This is a genomic window from Enterococcus sp. GPZ-007 (assembly GCF_059374735.1).
Genome location: NZ_JCAFYN010000008.1, coordinates 83,581 through 110,421, shown reverse-complemented (window position 1 = coordinate 110,421; position 26,841 = coordinate 83,581). Strand labels below are relative to the sequence as shown.

The 26,841-nt window shown below is 41.4% G+C and carries 19 protein-coding genes and 1 other annotated feature; of the genes, 4 read left to right on the top strand and 15 right to left on the bottom strand.

Going from position 1 to position 26,841, the window contains the following annotated elements; genetic code table 11:
* Positions 1-325 precede the first annotated feature (325 nt).
* The 4 genes from pepF to spxA all read right to left on the bottom strand — a co-directional run bounded on the left by pepF (position 326) and on the right by spxA (position 5,033).
* Positions 326-2,143, bottom strand: coding sequence for an oligoendopeptidase F (gene pepF, locus AC4J95_RS06700; protein ID WP_494549173.1), 1,818 nt, complete (start codon positions 2,141-2,143; stop codon positions 326-328).
* Between the two features lie 112 nt (positions 2,144-2,255).
* Positions 2,256-3,254 (bottom strand): competence protein CoiA, encoded by a 999-nt coding sequence (locus AC4J95_RS06695; RefSeq protein WP_494549172.1) that lies wholly within the window; start codon positions 3,252-3,254, stop codon positions 2,256-2,258.
* 294 nt (positions 3,255-3,548) lie between these two features.
* Positions 3,549-4,193, bottom strand: coding sequence for an adaptor protein MecA (locus tag AC4J95_RS06690; protein WP_316402498.1), 645 nt, complete (start codon positions 4,191-4,193; stop codon positions 3,549-3,551).
* A gap of 441 nt (positions 4,194-4,634) precedes the next feature.
* A complete protein-coding gene (gene spxA / locus AC4J95_RS06685; protein ID WP_010739854.1) occupies positions 4,635-5,033 on the bottom strand; it encodes a transcriptional regulator SpxA in 399 nt (132 codons plus the stop codon).
* Positions 5,034-5,814: 781 nt separating this feature from the next.
* Here spxA and AC4J95_RS06680 point away from each other — a divergent pair.
* Positions 5,815-6,534: an HAD family hydrolase gene (locus AC4J95_RS06680; RefSeq protein ID WP_494549171.1), complete on the top strand. Its 720-nt coding sequence runs from the start codon at positions 5,815-5,817 to the stop codon at positions 6,532-6,534.
* Positions 6,535-6,593: 59 nt separating this feature from the next.
* Here the strand turns inward: AC4J95_RS06680 and AC4J95_RS06675 are convergent, their stop codons facing one another.
* From AC4J95_RS06675 to AC4J95_RS06660, 4 genes are all read right to left on the bottom strand, one after another.
* Entirely contained in the window at positions 6,594-9,773 is a 3,180-nt protein-coding gene (locus tag AC4J95_RS06675; RefSeq protein WP_494549170.1) for an SNF2 helicase associated domain-containing protein, read from the bottom strand.
* Positions 9,774-12,896, bottom strand: coding sequence for an AAA family ATPase (locus AC4J95_RS06670; RefSeq protein WP_494549169.1), 3,123 nt, complete (start codon positions 12,894-12,896; stop codon positions 9,774-9,776).
* Positions 12,896-14,029, bottom strand: a complete 1,134-nt coding sequence (locus AC4J95_RS06665; protein ID WP_494549168.1) for an exonuclease SbcCD subunit D — start codon at positions 14,027-14,029, stop codon at positions 12,896-12,898. Before AC4J95_RS06665 ends, AC4J95_RS06670 begins: the two co-directional genes overlap by 1 nt.
* 195 nt (positions 14,030-14,224) lie before the next feature.
* Positions 14,225-14,854 carry a lysophospholipid acyltransferase family protein gene (locus tag AC4J95_RS06660; protein WP_494549167.1) on the bottom strand — a complete coding sequence of 210 codons (630 nt, stop codon included), beginning with the start codon at positions 14,852-14,854 and terminating at the stop codon, positions 14,225-14,227.
* Between the two features lie 75 nt (positions 14,855-14,929).
* Between AC4J95_RS06660 and AC4J95_RS06655 the strand changes: the two genes are divergently transcribed.
* Positions 14,930-15,664, top strand: coding sequence for a tRNA1(Val) (adenine(37)-N6)-methyltransferase (locus AC4J95_RS06655; RefSeq protein ID WP_494549166.1), 735 nt, complete (start codon positions 14,930-14,932; stop codon positions 15,662-15,664).
* Positions 15,654-15,929: a GIY-YIG nuclease family protein gene (locus tag AC4J95_RS06650; RefSeq protein WP_494549165.1), complete on the top strand. Its 276-nt coding sequence runs from the start codon at positions 15,654-15,656 to the stop codon at positions 15,927-15,929. The genes AC4J95_RS06655 and AC4J95_RS06650 overlap by 11 nt, the downstream gene beginning before the upstream one ends.
* A gap of 31 nt (positions 15,930-15,960) precedes the next feature.
* On the opposite strand, the gene AC4J95_RS06645 is transcribed toward AC4J95_RS06650, so the two are convergent.
* The 4 genes from AC4J95_RS06645 to hisS all read right to left on the bottom strand — a co-directional run bounded on the left by AC4J95_RS06645 (position 15,961) and on the right by hisS (position 22,291).
* Positions 15,961-17,841 carry an acyltransferase family protein gene (locus AC4J95_RS06645; RefSeq protein ID WP_494549164.1) on the bottom strand — a complete coding sequence of 627 codons (1,881 nt, stop codon included), beginning with the start codon at positions 17,839-17,841 and terminating at the stop codon, positions 15,961-15,963.
* A gap of 300 nt (positions 17,842-18,141) precedes the next feature.
* Positions 18,142-19,020: a YitT family protein gene (locus AC4J95_RS06640; protein ID WP_494549184.1), complete on the bottom strand. Its 879-nt coding sequence runs from the start codon at positions 19,018-19,020 to the stop codon at positions 18,142-18,144.
* 141 nt (positions 19,021-19,161) lie between these two features.
* Positions 19,162-20,934 (bottom strand): aspartate--tRNA ligase, encoded by a 1,773-nt coding sequence (gene aspS, locus AC4J95_RS06635; RefSeq protein ID WP_494549163.1) that lies wholly within the window; start codon positions 20,932-20,934, stop codon positions 19,162-19,164.
* A gap of 58 nt (positions 20,935-20,992) precedes the next feature.
* Positions 20,993-22,291, bottom strand: coding sequence for a histidine--tRNA ligase (gene hisS, locus AC4J95_RS06630; RefSeq protein ID WP_494549162.1), 1,299 nt, complete (start codon positions 22,289-22,291; stop codon positions 20,993-20,995).
* A 370-nt stretch (positions 22,292-22,661) separates the two neighbouring features.
* Positions 22,662-22,869 (bottom strand) — a binding site (T-box leader).
* Between the two features lie 259 nt (positions 22,870-23,128).
* Here hisS and AC4J95_RS06625 point away from each other — a divergent pair.
* Positions 23,129-24,064 carry an aldo/keto reductase gene (locus AC4J95_RS06625; RefSeq protein ID WP_494549161.1) on the top strand — a complete coding sequence of 312 codons (936 nt, stop codon included), beginning with the start codon at positions 23,129-23,131 and terminating at the stop codon, positions 24,062-24,064.
* Between the two features lie 25 nt (positions 24,065-24,089).
* On the opposite strand, the gene AC4J95_RS06620 is transcribed toward AC4J95_RS06625, so the two are convergent.
* From AC4J95_RS06620 to AC4J95_RS06610, 3 genes are all read right to left on the bottom strand, one after another.
* The gene (locus AC4J95_RS06620) at positions 24,090-25,061 is read right to left on the bottom strand and encodes a D-2-hydroxyacid dehydrogenase (RefSeq protein ID WP_494549160.1); all 972 of its coding nucleotides are present in this window, start codon (positions 25,059-25,061) and stop codon (positions 24,090-24,092) included.
* A 244-nt stretch (positions 25,062-25,305) separates the two neighbouring features.
* On the bottom strand, positions 25,306-25,992 hold the full coding sequence (locus AC4J95_RS06615; RefSeq protein ID WP_494549159.1) for a DUF2922 domain-containing protein: 687 nt from the start codon (positions 25,990-25,992) through the stop codon (positions 25,306-25,308).
* A 62-nt stretch (positions 25,993-26,054) separates the two neighbouring features.
* Entirely contained in the window at positions 26,055-26,438 is a 384-nt protein-coding gene (locus AC4J95_RS06610; protein ID WP_494549158.1) for a hypothetical protein, read from the bottom strand.
* Positions 26,439-26,841 lie beyond the last annotated feature (403 nt).

Here is a 26,841-nt window from a genome sequence, read left to right as displayed (position 1 = left end):
AGAGAAATTCCAATTGTAAAATTTCTTTCAATTATTTGAATATTAGGGACCAAATTATTAAGATTTCTAAAACAAATCCCCGTCCTATGCACATATGGAAGACTTTATATTTTCATCAGTCAGTTTTGAAAAAAAGTTATAGAGTATCAAACTTTAATAAAAATAAATGTTTTATTAACTTAATGTGAAGAATGACTCGCTCTTTTGTGATTACATAATTGAATGATTAATAACTGATTATACGTCCGCAACGATCAAAAAAGAACGACCAGCTGACTATCGTTATGATGATAGCAGTTGGTCGTTCAACTATTTAATGAGGGGACTAACCCTTCAATTCTTCAACTAATCCTTCTAGTTCATCCAAGCGTTGAGCAAATATTTCCATCGCGTCTTCAATATAGGTCGGCTGCGTCATATCGACGCCGGCTTTTTTCATGACCTCGATCGGATAATCGCTGCTACCTGATTTCAAGTAAGCCAAGTATTTTTCCAGTGCATCTGGTTCCGCTTCAACGATTCGTTTCGCCAATGCACTCGCTGCTGAGAAGCCAGTCGCATATTGATAAACATAGTAATTATAGTAGAAATGCGGAATTCTTGACCATTCATCTTTGATCTCTTCATCATTGACAACGATTGGTCCATAATATTTCGCATTTAATTCCCCGTAAAACTTGCTGAGGTATTCACTGGTCAATGGTGTTCCAGCGGCATCTTCAGTATGGATAAAGTGTTCAAACTCTGCAAATTGTGTTTGACGGAAGATCGTTCCCTTAAACCCATCCAAGAAATGGTTGATGATATACGCGCGAATCTTTGGATCCTTTTCCGTCTCCAGCAAGTAACTTGTCAACAGATTTTCATTGGTCGTCGAAGCAATTTCCGCTAAGAAAATCGAATAATCTCCATAAACATATGACTGGGTATGGCGAGTGAAATAGCTGTGAACACTATGTCCCATCTCATGAACCAAGGTATAAAGCTCATCCAAACGATCATGCCAATTCAATAGAATATACGGCTGGGTATCATAGGCACCAGAGGAATAGGCTCCACTGCGTTTGCCTTGATTTTCGACAACATCGATCCAACGTTCAGCGAATGCTTTTTTCACAACCTCTAGATATTCCTCACCTAATGGTTTTAGCGCCTCAAGGGCTTTAGCCTGTGCTTCCTCGTAGGTAAATTTAATTGGAGCTTCAGCTAAAAGCGGTGTATATAGATCATACATATGCAGCTCGTCTAGTCCCAGTAGCTCTTTTCGCAATTCTACATAGCGATGCAGCAACGGCAAGTATTGATTGACTACCAACGTCAGTGTTTCATAAACATCTTCCGGAATATGATTTCCGCTTAACGCCGCTTCACGAGCAGAACCATATCCGCGAACCTTTGCTTTGTAATTATGACCTTTGATATGCGTGCTCAATGTCGAAGCAAAGGTATTGCGGAATTGATGATAAACAGAATACAACGCTTTAAAGGCTTGTTCACGAACCGTTCGATCCGTACTTTCCAATAATTGTCCATAAACACCGTGAGTCAATTGGACATCTTCACCCTCTTCGTTCTTCACAACTGGAAATTTTAGATCCGCATTGTTCATAACGGAGAATGTGTCCGCGGAGCTGCCAAATATTTCACTAGCACCTGCCAATAAAGCTTCCTGTTCAGCTGGTAAAACATGCGCTCTTTCTGAAATAATCTGCTCTACGAAATGACGATATAAGTCCAGCTTTGGTTCATTCTCGAAAAAGGCCCAAATTTCTTGATCTGAAAGCTGCAGCATTTCCGGTTCAAACCAGCTGACTGCTTCACTGACCTGGGCGATTAAGCTAGAAGCACGTGCATAAAGTGCTTGATTCGTTGTATTTGCGGTATCTTCATCATTTTTCAAATGGGCATAGACATAAATGATTTCCGCCTTGCGATAAATATCTAACACATATTCGATCGCTGTTAAAAATTCAGCTGCTCCCTGACCTAGAGTTCCTTTGATCTTATCGACTTCGGTTAATTCATTTGATAAGTCTTGAAATTTCTCCTCAAAAGCAGCATCATCTGCAAAAATTTTCGTTAAGTCCCAAGTCAGTTCAACAGGAACTTCTTGGCGTTTTGGCAATTGTTTCGCTTCACTCATAAAAACACTCCTAACTCGTTTTAAGGTAATTTTTCTCTAGAATAATTGATCTAACATCTGTTAATCACATTCAATCTTACCACAATTTAGAAAAAAGTATTTTCAAAAGCAGCTAGGCTGATGAAACTTTAGCCTTTCTTTGACAAAAGATCGCTTCAAGATAAAGCCGCTCCAAAATCTCTCGCTGATCGATTCGATAAAAAAGCCACTCTCTTTGATTCGCCTGACGATAATCCAAAAATTTCTGGAAAATCAGCGAAGCATTCTTCCTCTCTTTTTCGAATAAATAGCGAAAGACCAGAAGATCTTCTTGATAAAAAAAGAAGTAACGGCTGGGAAAATACATCCAATCCGGCAAATATAACAGGTGTCTCCGCTCTTGATAAAAATAATGCTGCAAATCGCGGATTCCTGCATTGCTTTGAACCAGCTTGAGGCTCAAGGTTTGCTTTCTTTCAGTCACACTTTTAATAGTAGGAAAAAGATGAGGTGGGCGTTTGGAAACAGAGCAATGAAGAATTTCTTTCAATGGCTGCGAGAAGCTAGTCCACCGTTCCTCACAATATACTAGACCATCAATCTCATGGATATGGTATAGCAAACGAAGCTGCTTTTCTTCCAACAACCATAGATGCAAACCACGATCCTTATCAAAGGAGCAAAATTGTTTTTGCAGCTGGCTGAACTTCTCTTTGGGCCATAGCTTTTTTCCAAGCAACCACCAATCTTGATAATTTTTCTGAGAATAACCAACGATCCGCTCTTCCAGACGAGAACTTTTCAACGGTGAACATTGGATTTCAACCGCTAACCGGTCCAGCAACAAGTCTGGACGTTGCGGCAAATCTGATAATGGTTCTTCGATTCGCCAGTCCCTCTCAAAACGACTGCCCCATTGATAAAAGAGTTGCTTCAGAGCCAAATGTTCAGGTGTTTCTCCTTCACTCAGACCATGACATTCTGTGTTTTGAACATGAGCAAAATGGGGAATCTTGATCTTCCCAGCCTTTCGGACCAAGCGCCCCCCACAATCTGGGCAAAAGCAGTTCTTATTCTCATCAATCTCCGAAGCACTGATCATTTCTTTTTCCTCTGTGTAAGCAAACAACATTCTCCTCACCTCGTAAAAAGATACGCAACTGAGGTGGGAATAACTTTGGTTTAGTTTAAAAAAGCGGCAATTAAAGATTTAGAAAACTATGAACGAGTGCTCAAGCTCATAATTATGTTCAAACAAAACGGACTTGAACTGACAGCTAGCTCTTATTAAGGTGTTCATTTTTCCAAAAAGCGGAAAAATGAGGCTTATTTTCGTTTCGCATATCAACCAGCTAAACGTCTTGTACCAACATATAATCAGAGAAAAAACCACCGTCAGATTAATGAACGGTGGCTGTTGAACTATTTAGTTAAAATGAGCTCGGGTAATTTCAATTGCATCCCGATGCATCAAAAGTTTTCCGTACTCTTCCAACATTTCTGTTGAAACAGAAGAATCTTGCGCATATTCTAAAATCTCCGCGATTACATCGGCTAATCCAAACTCGCCGAAAATCTCAGGATCAAAGTAAACCTGCAAATAGTATCGCTCATTCAATAGATATAAATCACACCAGGCCTCATCTAAAAAGTGATAGCTTGCTAATTCAATCATGTCTTCAAAACTATTCAACTGAAAAACCCGTAAGCGATCAGCTTTATCATCTTCTTCAAGACTTTCAGAGTTGGCTAAAATTTGCTGACGAATCAATTGATCAAAATCGCTTGATTCAAACTCTGTCGAATTATTCATTTTATTAAGGTCTTCAGGCGTCAGGTTTTTACTAATAAATAGTTCTAATCCGTCATTTTTCGGAAGAACTTGGAAAGTCACCGCTTCGCTGCTCTTGAACTCATCTTCGATATCGACTTCCTCTAAGATACTATAGAAGAAAGATTCGATCTCCCGATGATTTCCTAGTAGATCTAAAAAAGTAATCCCGCGTTCGGCTAAATCTTCGTTCTCGATAATGACTCGGATCGTATTCTCATTGATGTGTTCCATCTCCATCTTGGCACACCTCACTTTAAAGATAGATTATATGTTCATTGTAACTGATTCCGCCTAAAAGTAAAGAAAGCCGACGAATTTTATTAAAATCCTATAAACAAAGGTGAAGGCCTTCTTTTCATAAGAACCCCGCAATCAATGGTTTTCATTAAACCCCGTCACCCCATCATACTCGAAGTTGTTTAGCTTTATGAGCCCAGTAAAAAACTTTTCCAAAAGTTTTCTTCAGAAAAGTTCTTCATTCGCTGTCGCATCTATAAGTTTTAGGAATTCATTTTTTGAAATTTATGAAAAATGATTTTATCTTCGTACGCATACGCTCCAACTATACATCTTGGTCAATAGAAAAGTAAAAAACTTGAAATCAATCCTCACGCAATGTAGAACTGCGAAAAGCGGAACTGACAAAAAAAAATACCCCGTCTGAACGGGGTATTCATTCTATAATCCAGCCATTAATTGGGCTTGACGTAATTCATATTGGCGAACATCACGAGGCAAGAAACGACGAATTTCATCTTCGTTAAAACCAACTTGCAGACGTTTCTCATCGATCATGATCGGACGACGCAGCAATCCAGGGTTCTCTTTTACTAAGTCTAGCAATTCCTTCAGTGACAGTTCATCTAAATCCATGTTCAACTTTTGGAAAACCTTTGAACGGGTTGAAATGATTTCTTCAGTCCCATCCTCAGTCATTTGTAAAATGGCCTTCAACTCATCAATGTTCAATGGCTCAGAAAAGATATTTCGTTCAACATAAGGAATCTCATGTTCCTGTAGCCAAGCACGTGCTTTCCGACATGATGTACAACTAGGGGAAGTATATAGTGTTAACATGCATATCACTCCTTTTCTTGACTCTCAATTTTTGTAACAGGTAATACTGCCTTCCTTCTATCTGTCTCTATTATACAAAAAAAAGGTAACAAAAAAAAGAGTTGCTTGTCTTTTTTTTTGCAAATATTAGTGTTATTTAATTTAAATCGTCGTTATAGAAGCCTCACGGCTATTCAAATTCATTAAGATGAGAAAACAATGGCGTATTCCTCATTTAAACCAGTAGTATAACAGAATGAAAAACTGTATTAATATCGAATCTATTTTGGCCAAATTTTTAATTTCATTCTAAATAAAGAATTTTTTTATTTTTAAAGAAATCGAGAAAATAAAGTTTGGTAATTTAAAAAAAGGATTCATAAAACTTTGTATATCAAGTTATTTTTATAATTATTCTAAAAAAGGATCATAATTAAAGGACGCTTGTTATTATTTTATAGTTATTTTATTTTAATCTCTTAGTCATTTTTCTGTACCAATTCCTTTGTTTGAAAAACACATTAAAAATAGATACAGCTTTCAAATGTTCAAAAGAAACCAAAAATTTTATAGACTATCAAAAAATAGGTAGTCCCTAGATTTTTGCGATCATTTGTCTTTTCAATCATTATTTTTTTTTACAGGAATATTTTTGATTGATTGATCTCTATGTTTTTTTCACTATTCTACTGCACGAATAACATAACAACTTTTATCTAATCGTGCTACTATTTTGCTCCGCCTAAATAAAAATCAGAAAATTTTGCTATAATATGTATATTCAAAATTTAGGAGTGAGTAAATGATTCAAGGAATCGTATTTGACTTAGATGATACCTTATATGAACAACAAGCACCCTTTGCTTCAGCAATCAGTGAACTATTTCCAGCCTTTCCAAAAAGTAAGATGAATGCATTATTTATTCGTTTTCGCCATTACAGCGATCTCCATTACATGAAATCGATCACCGGAGAATGGACCTTGGAAAAGATGCGTTATGAACGAATTCGCCTTGCATTGGAAGACTTTAACTTTCTTCCAGACGATCCTGAGCTGGATTCCTTTCAAGCAGCTTATGATCGCGCGCTACAGATGATTTCTTTGCCTTTAGAAATCGTTGCTTCACTGAACTTCTTGAATCAGCAAAAAATTCCATTGGGAGTAATTACCAATGGGCCTGTTAGGCGTCAGCAAAATAAGCTCAATGCTTTACAATTAACGCGTTTTATCACTTCAGAAAAAATCATCATTTCTGATGCTGTTGAAATTCAAAAGCCTGATCCAGAAATATTTCATCTGATGGAAAAACGATTGGACTTAGCGCCTGAATCCCTTTTATACATCGGTGACAGCTTCGACAACGATGTCATTGGTGCCAAGGCGGCTGGCTGGTCGGTCTGGTGGTTCAATCATCAAAATCGACAAATCCCAACTGGCCAAACAGCGATTTATGACAAAGAAATCACTAGTTTCAAAGAACTAAATGAGGCTCTTACTATCAAAAATAGTTTGCAGAATTAAATCCTTAAAAAAACAGGCTCCCAGTTCATTTTGAGCTGAGGACCTGTTTTTATTTGATCTTACTCACCTAAACTCAAGATCATGCGAATATCTTCTTCGGTAAGCTTATTGGTTTGTTCTTCATTGCCTTGAATGACCTTTTGGAACAGTTCACGTTTTTCCTGCTGAAGCTGATTCATTCGTTCCTCAATCGTCCCTTCAGCAATCATCCGCCACACTTCAACGACCTTCTTCTGTCCAATACGATGAGCACGTCCGGCAGCCTGTTCTTCTACTGCAGGATTCCACCATAGATCATAGAGAATGACTGTATCCGCGCCGGTCAAGTTCAACCCAGTTCCTCCGGCCTTCAATGAGATCAGGAACACATCCTTTTCGCCAGCGTTGAAGGCATCCACCATTTTCAGCCGATCTGAAACTTTCGTGCTGCCTCGCAAATAGAAGCTGGTAATCCCTTCTTCCGCAAACTCTTCTTCAATGATAGAAAGCATGCTGGTAAATTGCGAGAACAACAAGACACGACGACCGTTTTCCTTCGCTGCTTGAATCAGGTCCTTGACTTGATCCAGCTTGCCAGAGCCGCCTTCGTACCCTTCCATGAATAGACGTGGATCATCACAGATCTGACGCAGACGAGTTAAACCAGCCAAAATGCTTACCCGTTGTTTTCGGAATGTCGCAGAATCCATTTGATCGACTTCTTGCTTCATGCGTTTTAAGTAAGCCAGATAAACCGTCTTTTGCTCTTCAGTCAAGCTGCTCAAAACATTTGATTCAATCCGTTCTGGCAGTTCTTGTAGCACGGTGTCTTTGTCACGACGTAAAACAAACGGCTGAATCATCTTAGCGATCTCTGGGACTGCCATCTGACGAAAACGTCCAATCGGCGGGAAGAAGCCCGGCATAACAGTCTGGAATAATGACCACAGCTCTTCCAAATTATTTTCAATCGGTGTACCGCTCAAGGCAAAGCGATGCGGAATCGTCAAATTACGTAAAGCGCTAGAGGTCTTAGTCGAAGCATTCTTCACCATTTGTGCTTCATCTAGGATCATGTATTGATAGCCTAGTTCCTCATGCAAATCAATATCTTGACGCAGGCTGGCGTAAGAGGTAATGACGATCTCATCCGCGTCCGCAAGCAGCTGTTCGCGTTCGCTGCGATTGCCTGAAACGACTGCAGAGTTCAGGCTTGGAGCGAATTTTTTGATTTCCGCCTGCCAGTTATAGACTAAACTTGCGGGTGTCACGATCAGTGCTTTGATCGGCTGTTGCGCTTTTTCAGCTAATAAGAAGGTGATGACCTGAATTGTTTTACCAAGACCCATTTCATCGGCCAAAATCCCGCCAAAGCCATAATCACTTAGCATTTTCAACCAACGGAAGCCTGCTTCCTGATACGGACGTAGTGTTGCTTGCAGATTATCCGGCATCGCTACTTGATAATCGTCAGGATGTGTCAAATCCTGTACCATCGCGGTAAAGCTTTCGCTGAATTGTGCCTGCGGATTATCCTTTAAGCGTTGCTCCAGCATGATTCCTTGACTCTTCGGTAATCTGATCAAGCCATCTTTTGCGCTGATGCGTTCCCGTAATTGACCGATCATTTCGCTGGTTTGTTGGAAGGCTTCCGAATCAAAAGAAAGCACCTCTCCATTGTCCAGTGTGTAGAAACGATCCTTCCGCAACAGACTATTTAGAACTTGGTCAATCTCATTATCATTGATTCCGGTAACGTCGAATTTGATATCAAGCCATGAACCTGCTTGATCAACTTCGATCGTTGGTTGGAATTCTTCGCCATCTAAGAATAGCTGACGCAGTTTTTTCCCCATTCGAACTTCCGCGTATCTTCTGAACTCTTCCACTTCAACTTTGAAGAAGTAATAAAGATTATCTTTGACTGGCAGCTTCTTTTCAAAGCCAGTATCAATTTTTTGATAGCGATAGGTGTCAAATAGATCCAGAATCTGTTTTTCTTTTTTTCGATCCCGGAGAATCTCAATATTATTTGGCAGCTTGGGCTGATGAGCTTCATTGGTCGAGAAATAAGCATTGCCATAATGAAACTCCGCTTCTGCCTTAACCATGCCTTTGATCTTGCGGAATATGACGACCGCCCGTAAAGGTTCTTCCTTCATAATCTCGGCCACATCGTCTGACACAATCACTCGTCCGATTTTTCGTAGGTATGGGAAAACATCGGTAAATAATTGTGAAAGCTGACGTTGTTCATAAGCAATCACTGGTTCCTTTAGTCGTTTCATCAATTGCTTCAAGGTGATATACGTATCCTGTTGTTCGTGGGTCAATAAATAGTAGGAATTTTCGACAAAACCTAAGAAATAGTTACTGTAATAGTTCGTAAAGCCATCCTCGATCGTCAAACCAAAGTCATTTTCGCCACGTTTCTCCAAATTGAAAGATAACGGTAATTCTTGTCCTTCATGAACTTCCGAATAGGTTTTATCGCCCAGTTTGATGCTTAAATTTTCGGTTTTCTCCATTGCCTCTAACAGCTCTTGAATCCGATGAACTGGCAGCAGGAGATAACGTTTGTCCAATTTCCCTTTGACTTGCAGCCCAGCTTTTCCTAATAACTGATAGGTCTCGCTAACACCGACTAAATCCTCAATTAAATCACGACATTTTGGATCAAAAGCGCCGGCTTCGATTTGGAATTTGTATTGTTTATTGACGGTATAAGCTGAATCCGTCTGATACGCATGTAAAAAGTCGTATAAGTTTTTCACGATGTAGCTGCGTTTGTTCAGGTTGCTGCCGATGCGCAACGATACTGCCAACACATCCAGTTCAGGATGATAGGGATTCGTCGGGATCGCCTCCACCACAAATTCTACGAATAAGGATTGCAGCGGCTCAGCTTCTTTTTCCAAGCGTGAGAAGCCTTGATTCAACAGGTCCGCAAAAGAAACACTGCTTTCCATTTTTTTCGGCAACACAGTCTCAGGTTTGATTACCCGGGATAACCCTTTTTCTCGCAAGTACAATTCGACTGCGACGGTGTGCTTGCAATAACCATGTTCTTCCCAATAGGGACAAGCACAAATATCATTTTCTTTTCCACTGCCATCTAAATCAACCAGATAAAGTTCGCTGCCTAATACTTCACCATGCCAAACACGCCGAGCAGGATCTGCCTCAACGGATAAGACCCGCCCCTCTTTCAAATAGGTTCTGCCGCGTTCGATCACTTTTTCTGGAATACTCCATCTCATTTACGTTTCACTCCATCCTTCTAGCTGGTAACGAATACTGCTGCGTCCCGTCCCGCTAGTTTCCACAATGATTTGTTGTGGGATCCGTTCTTTCAATTCTCGTACGTGACTGATAATGCCGATCATCCGCCCCGCATTCTCAATGCCTTCTAATGCTTCCATCGCCATCTCCAGCGCTTCCTCATCTAATGAGCCGAAGCCCTCATCGATAAACAAGGCTTCAATCGCGACGCCGCCCGCTTGATTCTGGATCACTTCCGCCAAGCCCAATGCCAAAGATAGAGCAGCGATAAAGCTTTCACCACCAGATAAGGTATGGGAACTGCGTGTTGCTCCGGCGTTGTCATCATAGACATTGATCTCTAATCCGGTATTGCCTTTCGAACGGCCTGTTTCCTGCTTCAATTCAAAGCGATATCGCCCTTTGGTTAATTGATTCAGCTGCTGATTGGCGCTTTGTAGCACCTCAGCTAAGTACCATTGCAGCACATAACGTTCCAAACTAATTTTTTGTGGATTATCACCATTTAGTGTTTGGTACAGCTGGAGCATTTGGCTCAATTCATCCAGCTGTTCTTTGCTTTGCTCCTGCAAGGCTTCGATTTTTTCAATCAGTTCACGTTGCTGCTTCAGCTGGTTTTCTTTGGCGTAATGCAGCTGTTGAAATTCAGCTACATCAGCTTCGCATTCTGCTGTCTGATTCTGTAGTTGCTCCAGCTCTGGCTCCGCTTGATCCTTGATCGTCTCTGCTAATCGTTTTTGACGATCTTTGAGAACTAGAAGTTGTTGATCAAAATCAGTGATCTCTTTTTCTAACAATGAGAGATCAATCGGCGCTTCTGTTAATTGTTCAATGTGCAAATCTGCTTCAACCAGTTGTTTGTCCAGCAGCCCTTGATATTTCTTCACGTTTTCAGCAGTTTCAAGCTGCTGTTTAGCCAACAGTTTTTGATTTTCCTGTAAACGAATTCGCTGCTGCTCTAGTTCCTTCATAGCCGCTTGGTGTGCTTGCAGGCGTTCACGATAGTCTTTGAGTGCTTCCGTTAGTTCGGAAATCTGCATTTCTAATGTCGGCAGCTGCCAATCCGCCGTTTGTTCCTCCACACCAGCTAAGCGACCGTCTAATAGTTGTATTTCACCTTTTATAGCATTTACCGCAGCCTCGATTTCAATTCTTTTCGCTTGATCATTCGTAATCGTTGCTGTCATCACTTGTAGATCTTGCTTCGCTTCTGCGAGCTCAGCCAATGCATCGGCGGTCTCTTTTTGACGTTCTTTGAGAAACTCGGAAAGCTCCGATAATTCTGCTTCGATCTCTGTCTGATAATAATCATTAATAATGGTTTGAAGATCGTTGATCCGCTGTGCTTGCGCTGCTTGTGCCGCTTCTCGTTCTTCCTGCAATTTATCAAAGGTTTTTATCGCAACATCATACTGAGCATCCGCTTGATCGCGAATCAATTCTAATTGCTTGATGCGCGCTTCTTGCGTCTCAAGCGCCACCTGCAGCTGCCCCAAGTTATGTGTTGACAGCTCGCTGTGCTGAGCGGGATTCGGATGCTCCTTTGAACCACAGACTGGACAAGGTTCCCCCGGCAGCAAATCCATACTCAAGCGTGCGATTTCAGCGGAAGCCCACTGACTTTTCAGTTTTTTATAGTCCGCTGTCTCACTTGTTAATTGATTGCTTGTGCGGCTGGATTTTTCCACCAGCTGCGCCAATTTGATTTGTTGTTCTTCTTCCTCTTCCTGCTGATCAAAGATCTTTTTCGCTGTATCCTCTAATTGCACCACTTGTTGTTGCAATTGTAATTCTTCATAGCGACGATTTTGCCAGGTCTCTTCGGTGCTTAGTCTCGTTTCTAGCGCTTTTTGTTCTTTTTCATGCGCGTTTACTTGCTCGATAATCTGTGATAATTGCGTTTGCTGAGTTGTTTGCTTCTCTGTTAATTCCGCTTTTTGCTTCACTAGTTGTTCTTTTTGTTTTACTAATGGTAAAAGATTTTCTAGGCTTTGAAGCTCTTTTTCTTTTGCCTGCCAAGCAGTGCTTTGCTGTTCAAACTCAGCGACCTGCTTTTGACAGTCTGAGTATTGCCGCTCCAGCTCCTCTGAACGCTGTTGATTTTCACTTGCTTCACGCGTCTGTTGAAGCTGCTGCGCTTCTAGTTCTTGTGTTCGTTCATAAGCTGGACGGATTTTTTCGATTTCTTTTGCTTTTGCTAATTGCTGCTTCTTTTCCTCCTGCTCCGGCTGTCGTTCTACCAATTGCTGGAGCTGCTGGTTTGTTTCCCGTGCTTGATGGAAACTTTCAGCTAAATCTTGTGCCTTTTGCAATTGCTGCTGAAGTACTTTTTGCTTGGTTTGCTTTTCTAGTAGTTCGGTCTGACTTTTTTTAAGCTCTTTTTCTTCTGCTACTAGATATTCGCGGGCAAGATTCAATGATTCCTCATAGGTTGCCCCGTTTTCAGCGGTCACTTGTTGAAATAGCTGGTCGATTCGGGTGGTTAATTCACTGACCGATTTTTCCAGCTCGATCTTCTGCAATTTCAAATCATCCGTAAAATTCCGATAAAAGTTGGTTCCAAATAAGCTGCGCAGCACGGTTTCCTTTTCCGTGCTATTGGCATTCAGAAAGGTTCGAAACTCTCCCTGCGGCAGCATCACGATCTGGCGGAACTGATCCTTTTGCAGGTGCAGAATCTGATAAATCACTTCATTGACAGCATCCACCTTCGTATAGGCTTCCGCTTCTTGACCAGCATCATCAAAAATACTCAATTGGACCTTCTGATTTTTTGTCGTCTCGCCTTTGCCGTTTTTCTTGGCCAATGTCTGTTTCGGCCACCGTTCGATGGAATAGCTTCGCCCCTGATGTTCAAAGATAAACTGAACGCGCGTTTCTTCGGTGGGTTCGGCAAAGGAGGAGCGAATCTCGTTGGAGGAGCGTACGCCTCCTGAGGCATCGCCATACAAGGCAAAGGTGATCGCATCAAAAATCGTCGTTTTCCCCGCACCCGTTTTCCCGCTGATCAGGAATAACGGTGCCTCAGACATTTCTTCAAAGTCCACTTCTTCGTGAAGAAACGGACCAAAATTTTCCATAATGATTTTCTTTGGAAGCATTACTCGGCGCCTCCTTTTTTCAGGATCATGTGCAAGCCTTCTTCAATCCACGTTTTTTGCTTGGTGGTCAATTCATTTTGCGAAACCTCGATAAAGAAGTCCTCGGTTAAAGCAATAGGTGATTTTTCTTTAATGTTTTCTGATTTCAAACGGGTTTCGACAGAAGTCTCAAAGCCGTTAGCCCGTTCAACTTGAATGATCCGCGGATAGACTTGGCGCAATTGATTCATCAGGTTAGGAATCACCGCACGATCCTCTAGCAAGATCGATAGATAGTCTTCACGATTGACCTCAGTATAAAACTTTGGATCCAATAATTCCGTGAAACTAGCCTGCAGCTCCTGAATCTCATGAAGCGGGGTCAGCTCACGGAAGGAAAACTCAGCCGTTGATGTATCCACGATCCAAACGCCTTTTGTTTGATCCTTTTCCGATAAAGAATATTTTAGCGGCGAACCGCTGTATCGAGCGTTCACCATTTTCAACGCATCTTTTCCATGTAGATGGCCCAATGCTACATAATCAAAATCTTCTAATAAGCTGCCATTGATACCATCAAGTCCGCCAACTTCGATCTTGGTTTCCGAATCTGTCTTGCTGCTGCCGGCGACAAAAAAATGACTCACTAAGATATGCTTTTTCATTGGATCAAAGCTTTCCTGCATTTTTTTGATCACTTTCGGCATCGCCGCTTGTATCGTGCGCAAGTCCGAATCTTCAAAATATATCCGTGCATCGACTGGTTCAAAATAGGGCAATAGATAAAATTGAGTATTCCCCATTTCTACAGGAGTAAACGCCTCCTCCAAACGCGTATGCAAATGAAAATTCGCTTGATTGAACCATGGCGCCCCTGTCGCTAATCGTGTGGCACTGTCATGATTACCAGAAATAGCGAACAATGGAAAATGTTCGGTCAAATTCCAATCAGCGATCGTTTGATTTAATAACCGCACACTATCTTCAGAAGGCACTGAGCGATCGTACAGATCACCGGCGATGACAATAGCATCCACAGCTTCTTCTTTGGCGATTTTTAGTATTTGATCAAGAATGTATGCTTGATCTGGCAACAAGTCATAGCCATGCAGCTTCTTACCGATATGCCAGTCAGCAGTATGTAAAACTTTCATTGATCCACCCTTTTCCTAATTAAGTCCTTCCCAAAAGTATAACATGATTCGGCATTTTTTTCTGCTTAGCAAGTGGATGTCGCTTCAGAAAGTTCCGGATTTTCAGCCTTGTTAAAAGAACCGTAGTGAAAATCAGCTGAAAATAGGCCCCGAGCTCTACTATTGAGCTCGGGGCCTATTTTAAATTTGCTGAATTTAATCCACCTTTTTTTCTTTTGCAACATATTTAAAGTTTGGATTGATCTCACGGTCTAGCTGATCAAACGCGCCTTGAACACGGCGTTCAACCTCGGCTAATCCGGCTTTGTCCATTTTCTTGATATCAGAAATATCAATCGGATTACCAAAGCGCGTGATTACCGGTGTTCGCTTGAATAATTGAGAGAATTTCGTTGGTCCTTGATAAACACAAGGGACGATTGGCTTTTTCGACAAACGAGAGATCAAGGCCATCCCACCCTTTAATTCTGATGAATGCCGCGTTCCGCTAGGAAACATAATCAAGCTTTTATCGGATTCCTTCAATATTTTAACCGGACGTTTGATCACGCTTGGTCCAGGCTTATCGCGTTCCACCGGAAAAGCATTCAAATGAACAAGGATAAAACGCAAGATTGGATTCTTGAACAACTCGGCTTTTGCCAAAAAGCTAAATTGCTTTGGTGAAGCTCCTAAGGCCATGTACACTGGATCCCACCAAGTCCGATGGGGAGCAACTAGGATATAATTTCCTTCGGGTAATTTGTCTTGATTTTGATATTGAGCATTACCATTGACGACCGCCAAGATCGTTCGGGCAATGACGCGAATAAATTTAAAAAACATTTTTTCTTCCTTTCAGTTAACTAACTAAACGTAGTATAATACAACGGTATGATTTTTTTAAGGGGGCAAAAGAAATTGTTAAAAAAAGGCGAACGAATTGATCAGCTTTATGCTGAGGACATCCAAATTATTCAAAGCTCGGAAGTTTTTTCTTTTTCCGTTGATGCTGTTCTTTTAGCCAATTTCGCCCGTGTGCCGAAACGCGGTAAAATTATCGACCTCTGTGCCGGAAATGGTGCGATCGGACTTTTTCTCAGTCGAAAAACGTCGGCTGCCATCGATCAGATCGAACTCCAGCCCCGCTTAGCCGATATGGGCCAGCGCAGCATTCTTTTGAATCACTTAGAAGAGCAGCTAACAATGCACGAACTGGATTTGAAAAATACCTTTGACATTTTCAATCCTGATTCCGCTGATCTAGTCGTCTGCAACCCGCCTTATTTTAAGGAGCTGCCGACTAGCATTAAAAATCCCAATCCTCATCTGGCGATTGCCCGCCATGAGATTCATGCGACTCTTGAGGATGTGGTCAATGTTTCAGCAAAATTGTTGAAAATGAACGGCCGTTTCGCAATGGTCCACCGTCCCGATCGTTTTCTGGAGATCGTGGATTGTTTGCGTGCTCATCGAATCGCGCCAAAAAGAATCCAGTTCGTTTATCCAAAACAGGGCAAAGAAGCCAATACGCTGCTGATCGAAGGAATCAAGGACGGTAAAAGCGAAGGCCTGCGTTTTCTTCCACCATTATATACTTATGACCAATCCGGCAGCTACTCTGCCGACTTACAGGAGATGCTTTATGGCAACTGATCAATTTTTTTATGTTTTACTTTGTAATGACCACTCTTTTTACGGCGGATATACGACAGACTTGCCCCGACGACTGACGGAACACAATGCTGGTACAGGTGCGAAATACACCCATCCGCAAAGTCGTCGACCGGTCCAGATGATCCACGCCGAACGCTTTGACACCCGCAGCGAAGCAACGAAAGCTGAATCGGCTTTTAAAAAATTACCTCGCAGGCAAAAAGAAAAATACCTGCGGGACAACCAAGCAAAAAACGTTTTGTGAGAGATCACAAAACGTTTTTTCATCCCTCAGGCTATTCGCCCTTTAGCATTTCCTTCGCGATTAAATGACAATAATGAATCGATCCGACATCGTTCGGATGAACCTGATCGTCATAGAACCAATCCGGGTGATCCTTACTAAAATTGTACCAGTCGATCAGATGGACATTCTTGTAATCCTTGGCAGCTGCCTCCAGATTCGCATTCACATCATTTTGCCAACGACGCGTTGGTACATGGGTATTGATAATAAATACTTGATGCTTATCCCCCAGAACATTCATGATCTGCGCAAAATCATCCTTGCCAAACGCGCCGTTCGTACCCAGACTCAGTAGAATCGTATCCTTCAACTCACCTTTATCCTTCAAGGCTTGGAGCAGTGGCGGACTGTCTTTTAACTGTCGTCCGACTTCTCCGTCAACGACCATGTTAGGGAAAATCTCCGTCAGTCCTTTTGAGCCAGCCAATAAGACTGAATCACCAAAAGCTGTTACCTTTAGATTTTTAGCCTTAGTCACTTCACGGTTACTTAGATTATATTTGTCCGCTAAGCTTGTTGGTGCCTCGGAGCTTTCTGCCGTTCCTGCTGTTTCATCTGTTCCGCTGGAATCACTTGGCGTCGTTTTTACCTCGGTTTTGTTTGCAACTTTTTTGTTTTGTTCGATCTGCTTCTGCAATGCTTGTTGATTCGCATCGACCTTATTCGTCGGTGCAATGATCAAACCAACTACCGCGATAACAGTCATCAAACTAGAAAAGATAAATCCGATTTTTCTGCGGCTTTTGATTGGTGCCCAGAATGACTGTTTTAAAGATGCGAATGTTTTGCGGTAATTAAACGTGCGCAATGGGTTTTCAATATAACGATAAGAAAGCTCTGTAACGAAAAGAATCAGAATAACTTCCATAATCGTATGCAGGAATGTATGGTTCGCTACATTTACTTTTGCTTCATAAAAAATCATTACCGGAAACTGGTACAAATAAATGCCATAGCTGCGTTTGCCGATCCAAGTAAAGACCGGATTTGTCAGCCAGCGATTCCAGCTTGCCCCTGGGTGGGCTGTGATAGCTACCAGTAACACACACAACAGACTGACTAAAAACATGCCGCCATAATAAACGAATGATAGATCATCCCGCATGAACAAGAATGCTAAGACCAATAATAATAACGAACCAAGTCCAATACCATTCAAAATGCGCTTAGCCTGCGGCGGTATCTGCGCCTTTAGTCGTGTGCTTGGCCAAATGAAGGCTAACGCTCCACCTAATAGAATCGAGAACAAACGCGTGTCTGTCCCATAATAAACCCGAGTTGGGTCTTGTCCGGGCACAAACAGTACAGCCATTAAAATCGCTGAGACGAGTGCCGCTCCAATAATTCCCAGAAAAACCTTACCCTTATTTTTCAACAGCTTCATCAATAGAACAAAGACGATCGGCCAGAGAATGTAGTTTTGCGTTTCAACGGCTAACGACCAGATATGTGTGAAGGGCGACTCACCTGAAAATCGATCAAAATAGGACATCCCATGATTGATCTGCCACCAGTTATTCACATAGAACAAACTGCTGATGACGTTTCCGCGTAAATTATTTAAAAGATTTCGTTGAAACAATGTTATGTACGCTGAAGCTCCTACCAGCATCGTAACTAACGCTGGATAGAGACGTTTCATCCGGCGATAATAAAACTGCTTAATGTCAATACGTCCTGTCTGCTTCCATTCCTGCAATAGCAAATCTGTGATCAGATAACCTGAGACCACAAAAAAAACAGGAACCCCTAAATATCCGCCGCGCATTTGAGCAGGCATCAAATGATATAGAATTACACCGATTACCGCCAAGGATCGAAGCCCGTCAAACCCTGTAATATAGCGGCTATGCTTTAGTCTTTTTCCCATAATTTTACTTTCCAACTTTACTATAGAATATCAAATTAACTATACGTATAATTCTGACAAACTGCAACATTTTCTCAATAAAAAAAGCATTTCCTAAATATTTGAGTTTTTAACTTGATAAATTTAAATGAGAATGTCTGATTTGACCAATTCAAGTCCATCCCGGAAACAACGAGAACCTGAGCTGACAGCTAGCTCAGGTTCGATGGATCCATTTTTCGAAACCCACGAAAAAAGTTTATCCTCGTTTCGCTTACAATTCTGCTAATCTTGCTAAAACAAGAAGCAGAACTGGCACCTTTAATCCATTGATTCTTCGTAAAAACGGCCCATGATTCGGACGTTTTCTGAAATACTGACGAATGCATCGGGATCATTTTCCCGCATGATTGATTCCAATACAGGCAATTCAAAGCGTGTAACCACGGTGAAAAGCACCGTCTGTTTATCGTGCTTATACGCACCTTCCGCTTCATTAATAATGGTAATTCCGCGGCGCATCTGATCCTGAATCGCGTTCACCACTCGCTCAGGACATTTAGTAACGATCATGACCTGCATCTTCCGCTGTTTCGTGTAGAGTGCATCGGTCAATTTCCCGCTCATAAAGATTGCCAAAGCAGAATAGAACATATACTGCCAGCTGAATAAAATTCCAGCCATCAGCATGATCATCACATTAAAAATGATCGAGATTGATCCCACCGAAGAGCCTGTTCGTTTACGGATCACGATACTCAAAATATCTAAGCCGCCAGAGGACAGACCATTTTTTAACGCAAATCCGATACCGACTCCCATGATCGCTCCGCCGAAGATCGCACAGATGATCGGGTCTTTTGTTAAGGTCGTCTCCGGAATAATATGAATGAAGAAAGATGTTAGGAAAACAGTGATGAAGGTGAAAATCGTAAACTTATGACCAATTTTGAACCATGCTAAGAAAAACAACGGCACATTGATCAAAAACAAAGTGATCGATACCGGTATCGTAAAACCGACGATTCGATTTGACAAGGTCGTTAAAATTTGCGCAAAGCCGGTTGCTCCACTAGAATAAATGTGTCCTGGTTGGTAAAAAAAGTTTACGGCAATCGCCGCTAAAAATGCATAAACAACTGCGACAGATAATCGAGTGGCGTAATCGTGATGGGGCCACCCCTCTATCTTCTTTTTCATCATGTAATGTCCGCCTCATTTCAAAATTTCACTCACATTATACGTATTTTCATGAAAAAAAGAAAGCACCTACCACGATAGCAGGTGCTTCTCTTAGCATATTCTTAGAGTTATGAAAAAACGGATCGTGAAACGAGTAGACTACTCTTCAATTTTCGTTACATCAATACTCAATTCATAAAGCTGTAATGGCGAAACCGTACTTGGAGCGTCAGACATTGGTTCTGCTGCTTTACCGTTCTTAGGAAAGGCAATGACTTCACGAATATTGTCTTCGTTAGCTAGCAACATCGCGAAACGATCCAGTCCAAGAGCGATCCCGCCGATTGGAGGGAACCCATAATCCAATGCTTCTAATAAGAAGCCGAATTGTTCATTGGCGCTTTCGCGTGTGAAGCCTAATGTTTCAAAGACTTGCTCTTGCAGCTCACGAGTATTGATACGCAGTGATCCGCCACCTAATTCATAACCGTTCAAAACGATATCGTAGGCTTGCGCGTAAACTTTTTCCGGATGAGCCTTCAAGTTAGGGATATCTTTTTCCATCGGCATGGTAAACGGATGGTGAGCAGACACATAACGTCCTAATTCTTGGTCAAATTCAAATTGTGGCCAATCAACGACCCATAGATAGTCAAAGCGATCTTCATCAATCAAGCCTAATTCTTTTCCGACTTTCGAACGAACCGCACCTAACGCTGTTACAGCTGTTAAGAATTGATCGGCAGCGAACATCAAGACATCGCCTGCTTCAGCATTGGTCGCTTTCTTCAAGTCGTCACTGACACCGCCCATGAATTTCGCGATCGGTCCAGTTAATTCACCGTTTTCGTCAACTTTGATCCAAGCTAATCCCTTCGCGCCAAATTGACCTACGAACTGACCTAAACGATCCAATTCTTTACGAGAATATTTGTCCGCTGCACCTTTCGCGTTCAAGGCTTTAACTACACCGCCATTATCTGAAGCCATACGGAACACTTTGAAATCAGTGGCAGATGCAATGTCCGTCACATCGATCAATTCCATATCGAAACGAGTGTCTGGTTTATCTGAACCATAGCGTTCCATCGCTTCATCCCAAGTGATTCGTGGGAATGGCAACGTCACTTCAACCCCACGTACATCCTTCATCACTTGCGCGATCATTGCTTCAGTATATTCTTGAATCTCTTCAGCTGATAAGAAGCTGGTTTCAATATCAATTTGTGTAAATTCTGGCTGACGGTCGCCACGCAAGTCTTCGTCACGGAAACAGCGAACGATTTGATAATAACGGTCAAATCCAGCTGTCATTAATAACTGTTTTAAAATTTGCGGCGATTGCGGCAACGCATAGAAGTGTCCCGGATGAACACGTGAAGGAACCAAGTAATCACGGGCACCTTCTGGCGTAGATTTTGCTAAATACGGTGTCTCAATATCTAAGAAATCATTGTCATCTAAGAAACGACGAACTGATTGAGTCAAGCGATGACGCATCATCAAGTTTTGAGTCATCTTCGGACGACGCAGGTCCATGTAACGATATTTCAATCGAACTTCATCGCTGATATTTTGGTCATCTTCAATTGAAAACGGCGGTGTTTTGGCACTATTCAAAATAGTGATTTCCTCACCTTTTACTTCAAAGTCGCCAGTGCTCATTTTTTTATTTACGGCACCTGCATCACGACGGATCACAGTTCCGGTAATTTCAACAACGAATTCGCTGCGGCATTGATCCGCAACTTCCCAAGCAGTTTTTGATTCTTCAGGATTGAAGACCACTTGCACAACACCTTCGCGGTCACGTAGATCAATAAAGATCAAACCGCCCAAATCACGGCGTTTTTGCACCCACCCTTTTAACGTTACTTTCTGATCCAAATACTCATCGGACACACGTCCGCAGTAGACTGTACGTCTAGCCATTTTTCCATTCCTCCATTTTTTAAGTAATCTACCTTTTTATCAGTAGGATTTATTTCGATTAATCAATCTTCGGCATCGTCATTTCATCATAGATTGCCGCGAAATCTTCGTAGATATCAGCTAATGGGAAGGCTTTTTCTTCCCGTGTCGCTGAATCCTTCACATTGATCACGCCTTTTTCCAGTTCGTCTTCACCTAATGTTAGGACAAGCTTTGCGCCTTCCTTATCGGCGGTTTTGAATTGGGCTTTCGCTTTTCTACCCATGAAATCCCGATCAGCGGAAAAACCAAAACCGCGAATCGCTTGTACGACCTTCAACGTTTCCATATTGGTTGCTTCACCAAGACCGACAACATACGCGTCCAAACTTGATGAATCAGGAATCAATACATCTTCTTGTTCCAGCGTTAATAAGATACGTTCGATACCCATCGCAAATCCGATCCCCGGTGTTTCTGGTCCACCAAGCTCTTCGACTAGACCATCATAACGGCCGCCGCCGCAGATTGTCGTTTGCGCACCCATACCCGGTGCATCGCTCATGATTTCAAAGATCGTGTGATTGTAGTAATCCAGTCCACGAACCATACGGTGATCAATCTCATAGGAAATATCCAGATACTCCAATGTCTTCGTTACACCTTCGAAGTATTCCTTCGCATAGTCACTCAAGTAATCCAAAATACTTGGCGCATCCGCAACGATCGGTTGGTCTTTACGGTCTTTACTATCCAACACTCGCAACGGATTCTCATGTAAACGACGACGTGAATCCTCGCTCAATTCTTCTTCATGAGCTTCAAGATAAGTGATTAAGGCTTGACGATAGTTTGAACGCGTTTCCTTATCTCCCAAGGTGTTGATGACTAGGCGCAGTTGATTGATTCCTAATTGCTTGAAGAAATCCATCGCCATCGCCATAACTTCCACGTCAAGACTTGGATTTTCACTGCCAAAGGCTTCGACACCAATTTGGTGGAATTGACGCAAACGACCTTTTTGCGGACGTTCATAGCGGAACATTGGTCCTGTGTAATAGACCTTGTAAGGCTTCTTAAATTCTGGTCCAAACAATTTATTTTCCACATAGGCACGCACGATTGGTGCGGTTCCTTCGGGACGAAGAGTCACGTGGCGATCACCTTTATCACGAAAGTCGTACATTTCTTTCGAGACGATATCTGTCGTATCCCCTACACTGCGGGCAATCACTTCGTAATGTTCAAAAATTGGTGTACGCATCTCTTGATATTGGTAGTCATTGAATACTAGACGAGCCGTCTCTTCAACAAACTGCCATTTTTCACTTTCTCCCGGTAAAATATCATTGGTCCCTTTTGGTCGCTGATAACTCATGGTATATCTCCTTTTTCATATTAATGTATTTATTTTTCTTACCAGAAAAATAAATTCGATTTTCAAGCCGTATGTCATTCCTCTAAACATTTCTAACTTATTTTTTGCTAAATCTTTGATTTCTTTCCTAGCTATAATTACTGGGAAAAGAGGAACTGAAATCCTTCATATTGATGTATTTAATTTGTTTTGAAATCTGTTCTGGTAAGTATGCTCCATTTGATGTTAAGCATCTGATTGGCAGCTAGCTCATTTTTGGTGTGTTCATTTTTCTAGAACCGCGAAAAATGAGCTTATCTTCGTACGCATACGATTCTACTAATCTTGCTAAAGCAAGAAGTAGAACTCGCAAAAAGCCCTTGCTCAACTGAACAAGGGCGAAAATTGTCGCGGTACCACCTATTTTTTAAAAGAGTTGTCCTCTTTTTCTCTAGCAATTAACGCTTGCGTAACGGAGCGGCTTTGCACGCGCTCATCTCCAGACTGTCTTTCAATTACTTTTCACGAAATTGCTTTCAGCCTTGGCAATTTTTTCTGTACGTTTTTTCGTAATTTACTGGTTCCTTCATAGATATTTCATTGATGTTTTATCTCTTATTAAGCTACTAAAAAAAGCCTTGAAAGTCAAGTGATTTCCTGTTTAAAAACAAGATCGAGAACTTAAAATATAGTTTGTAAGGAGAAGGTGTCCTATTCAATGAAAAGAAAGAAGTCATTCTTTTCACCTTCGACAAATCAACAAAACTGAATAGTCGCTTTTTTTAAAGCTTTCACTTACACTTTAAAAGTAAGAAGTGTCTTTTTCATGAGACAATTTATTAAAGGAGCGAATGCACAATGTCAGATGTACGAATTGGAAAATCACGTGTTTATGCGAGTGATCTAGGGTTAGGGACGAACGCTGTTGGCGGACACAATCTCTTCCCAAATTTAGATGATGAAACTGGAAAAGAAGTGATACGCACAGCCATCAACAATGGCATTACCGTGTTGGATACAGCCTTCGCTTATGGTTATGGCCGCTCAGAGGAATTGATTGGTGAAGTGTTGCAGGAGCCTGAATTTGACCGTTCACGCATTATTATCGCAACGAAAGCCGCTCATGATCCAGAAAATGATTACAATTTTAATAACTCACCGGACTTTTTGCGGAAATCCGTTGAAGATGCTCTGCAAAGACTGCAAACCAATTACATTGATATTTTTTATATCCATTTTCCAGATGAAACCACTCCGAAAAACGAAGCGGTGGCCGCATTACATCAGTTAAAAGAAGAAGGAAAAATCCGCGCAATTGGCGTTTCAAACTTCTCATTAGAGCAATTAAAAGAAGCCAACCAAGATGGCTATGTTGATATCGTTGAGGAACGCTACAGCTTGATTCATCGTGAACTTGAACAAGAGCTTTTCCCTTATCTAAAGGAAAAGAAAATCAGCTTTGTTCCTTATTTCCCACTGGCTTCTGGCTTACTTACTGGAAAATATACGAAAGAAGACCGCTTTGATGAATCAGATCCAAGAAGCAAAAGACCGGACTTCAAGGGTGATCGCTTCACAAAGATCGTCGAAAAAGTAGATCAATTAAAACCAATCGCGAAAAATTACGACGCGACTGTAGCACAATTGATTCTTGCTTGGTACATGAAACATCCGCAAATCGATGTTGTCATTTCTGGGGCAAAACGACCAGAACAAGTAGAGGCAAATGCTAAGGCCGTAGATATTCGATTGTCTACCGAAGATTACAATATAATCGATCAACTATTTAAATAGAAGAAACAGAGCATGACGAAGGACGTCATGCTCTTTCATTTACAACATTTTTGTTATTACCATTTAGGAAAGCGGCAAAGTTATCAACGGCAATTCCCATTAATCGTTCCCGCGTTTCTAGTGGTCGCCAAGCAATATGTGGTGTGATGAAACAGTTCTTGGCAGCTAATAGAGGATTATTCTTCGCCATCGGTTCGCTTGAAACCACATCAACACCTGCCGCGAAGATTTTTCCTTCATTTAAAGCAGTTGCGACTGCAGCCTCATCCAATAAACCGCCGCGTGCGGTATTCAGCAAAATGACCCCATCCTTCATCTTGGCAATCGATTCTCGATTGATCATTTCCTGTGTATCGGCTGTTTGTGGAACATGCAAACTAATAACATCTGATCTTTGATAAAGTTCATCTATAGATACCTGCTGTGCCCATTCAGCTTGAGGCTCCTTTGAACGATGATTCCAATAAATCACTTCCATGTTAAAGGCATGGGCAATCTTAGCCGTTGCTTGCGCTATCTCACCATACCCGATTAATCCCATTGTTTTTCCCTGTAATTCCATTAGAGGTGTTTTTTGATAGGTGAAATCATCACTGCGTTGCCAATCACCTTGATGAACCGACTCATTGTGCACACCCACTTGATTAGCAATTTCTAGTAAAAGCGCAAACGTAAATTGAGCAACTGCATCCGTCCCATAAGCCGGAATGTTCGTGACAGGAATCCCACGTTTGCCCGCCGCCTCAACGTCCACAACATTGTAGCCAGTCGCAACGACTCCGATGTATTTCAAGTTGGGAACTGCCGCTAACACCTCTTCATCAATCGGAGTTTTATTTGTCAAAATAGCTTCCGCTTCACCAATTCGCGAGATAATCTCCTGCTTGTCTGTAAAAGAAGTCCGGTCATAAACCGTCACGTCACCATATTTTTCAAATCCTTGCCAGCTTAAATCTCCTGGATTTAGTGCATAACCATCTAGTACAACAATTTTCATAGTTTGCCTCCATTTCCGATGCTTTTATAAAACAATAGCATTGGAAATCAGTTGCTGTAAAGAAAATCATTTCATTTAAATCGGTGCTTATTAGCTTTATTAAATTAAGAAGGACTGATAGCTCGAATTATCTGAGTATATTTTTAAGACCAAAATTGTTTTTATTCAAATAATTGATCACGGTGAATTCTCTCCCCATACCAACGTTGGATTTTTGATGGGGTAAAATTAGGTCATTTATATATTACTTTCTTTTTTTCTTCACGCTGAACTGCTCCAGCAGCTTACGCTTTTGCTTGCTGTATTTTTTCTTCGCCCCAGGTTTCCCCTCTGATTTTGATACGATCTCCGGTTCCTCACTGATTTCTTCCAATATTGGTTTGGGTATCTCCTCGGGTCCACGGATTGTCTGCTCATTTTCAGAAATATCAGGCTGTTCTTCGACCTCTTCGAATTGAATATCCTCTAATGTCGCTCCTTCAGGCAAGTTCGCCATAAGTGTCGCTAGTATTTCTTCTTCAGACATCGTCGCAGGATCAATCATTATTTCAACAGATTGCTCTTCATTCGGTTTTTCGATGCTTTCCACTGATTCTGTCTGAATTTCAGCAGCTGCGGACATCACTGCTGTTGCTTCTTCTGGTAAAACGCTAGCGGCGACCGCTTCTTCTGACACATTGGCAGACTTATATACTTCCCCTGTCGGCTCTTTGGTCCTATCAAAGATTGTCGTTTCTATTTTTTCAACGAATTTCGCACTGATCACTTTTTTGAACAGACTGACTCCGTCTTTTTTAAAGAGGTCAAGTGTTGTCATTTGCTCTAACAACGCTTTGATTTCCTCTGCTGGTTTATTACGATCTGGATCTTTCAATTTCCATGTATGTTTTCTGCCTTCGCTATTTTCAAATACTGCTTCTAAAGTTAGCATATTTATCTTCCTTTCGATTTTTAAAGTTGTACGATTCTTTTCCGTCTTTTCCCACATCTTCGTCATGAACCTGCTAAACCTTTTAACGGCTCATCGACAAATAGGGTATATAATTGCGTATGCTTTTCAGCGATAAATGTTTTGATGGGAAATAATCTGTGAATGACTAATAACCAGTCTTTTTGCTCGAAGTAGTTTTGAAAGTAAATAGAATAGCGGCGTAAATCGCGAGAGGTTTTTCCTTGAAGAAATATTTTGTGTACTAGCTCTGTCAGCACAAAGCTAAAATCATCATTGGTTAGTTGATCACGGACCTGCAGCGCTAACAGGTACTTAATCGTCGCTTTTTCGTCGCGGGTTTGCTGATAATAAGTGCGAATTCGTTTTTCCAAAGTTCTACGTTGCAAACGAAACAATTTTTGCGGGCTCAATAATTGGTCATTCATCTGGTTTTCCTCCTTTCATTTTTAGTGATCTTGACGAATCCAAGATAGCGCTTTCTTGAATAGATTACAAATCCTTTAAATTAAAGTTATTTTAAAATTAGTGGATAGATAATGCAGTCTTTCTATTGCAATGTCATTCAGGCAGAGGAATAGAAACGATAAAATAATAATAAGCTAACAAAGATTAATTTTTGATAACAAATTACTAATGATCGCAGAAAAAGCCATCAAGACCTGTTCGTTGAAAAATGATCGGCCTAATGGCTTAAAAAATCAACTATCTTAAAGAAAATCCTTTTTCCAAAGACCGGAAAAAGGTTTCTATCGTCGTACGCATACGTTCACACTACACTAATATTGTCATAATTTGCGGGGCAGCTAGCTCCAAAATATGGAAAACCTT

What these genes read in the sequence shown, in the direction of transcription:
- spxA (WP_010739854.1), bottom strand. Translation starts at nt 5,033, where the DNA reads ATGTTAACACTATATACTTCCCCTAGTTGTACATCATGTCGGAAAGCA.
- AC4J95_RS06650 (WP_494549165.1), top strand. Translation starts at nt 15,654, where the DNA reads ATGGCAACTGATCAATTTTTTTATGTTTTACTTTGTAATGACCACTCT.
- AC4J95_RS06645 (WP_494549164.1), bottom strand. Translation starts at nt 17,841, where the DNA reads ATGGGAAAAAGACTAAAGCATAGCCGCTATATTACAGGGTTTGACGGG.
- AC4J95_RS06660 (WP_494549167.1), bottom strand. Translation starts at nt 14,854, where the DNA reads ATGTTTTTTAAATTTATTCGCGTCATTGCCCGAACGATCTTGGCGGTC.
- AC4J95_RS06665 (WP_494549168.1), bottom strand. Translation starts at nt 14,029, where the DNA reads ATGAAAGTTTTACATACTGCTGACTGGCATATCGGTAAGAAGCTGCAT.
- AC4J95_RS06625 (WP_494549161.1), top strand. Translation starts at nt 23,129, where the DNA reads ATGTCAGATGTACGAATTGGAAAATCACGTGTTTATGCGAGTGATCTA.
- AC4J95_RS06640 (WP_494549184.1), bottom strand. Translation starts at nt 19,020, where the DNA reads ATGAAAAAGAAGATAGAGGGGTGGCCCCATCACGATTACGCCACTCGA.
- AC4J95_RS06610 (WP_494549158.1), bottom strand. Translation starts at nt 26,438, where the DNA reads ATGAATGACCAATTATTGAGCCCGCAAAAATTGTTTCGTTTGCAACGT.
- AC4J95_RS06695 (WP_494549172.1), bottom strand. Translation starts at nt 3,254, where the DNA reads ATGTTGTTTGCTTACACAGAGGAAAAAGAAATGATCAGTGCTTCGGAG.
- AC4J95_RS06690 (WP_316402498.1), bottom strand. Translation starts at nt 4,193, where the DNA reads ATGGAGATGGAACACATCAATGAGAATACGATCCGAGTCATTATCGAG.
- AC4J95_RS06670 (WP_494549169.1), bottom strand. Translation starts at nt 12,896, where the DNA reads ATGCTTCCAAAGAAAATCATTATGGAAAATTTTGGTCCGTTTCTTCAC.
- AC4J95_RS06620 (WP_494549160.1), bottom strand. Translation starts at nt 25,061, where the DNA reads ATGAAAATTGTTGTACTAGATGGTTATGCACTAAATCCAGGAGATTTA.
- AC4J95_RS06675 (WP_494549170.1), bottom strand. Translation starts at nt 9,773, where the DNA reads ATGAGATGGAGTATTCCAGAAAAAGTGATCGAACGCGGCAGAACCTAT.
- hisS (WP_494549162.1), bottom strand. Translation starts at nt 22,291, where the DNA reads ATGAGTTATCAGCGACCAAAAGGGACCAATGATATTTTACCGGGAGAA.
- pepF (WP_494549173.1), bottom strand. Translation starts at nt 2,143, where the DNA reads ATGAGTGAAGCGAAACAATTGCCAAAACGCCAAGAAGTTCCTGTTGAA.
- AC4J95_RS06680 (WP_494549171.1), top strand. Translation starts at nt 5,815, where the DNA reads ATGATTCAAGGAATCGTATTTGACTTAGATGATACCTTATATGAACAA.
- aspS (WP_494549163.1), bottom strand. Translation starts at nt 20,934, where the DNA reads ATGGCTAGACGTACAGTCTACTGCGGACGTGTGTCCGATGAGTATTTG.
- AC4J95_RS06615 (WP_494549159.1), bottom strand. Translation starts at nt 25,992, where the DNA reads ATGCTAACTTTAGAAGCAGTATTTGAAAATAGCGAAGGCAGAAAACAT.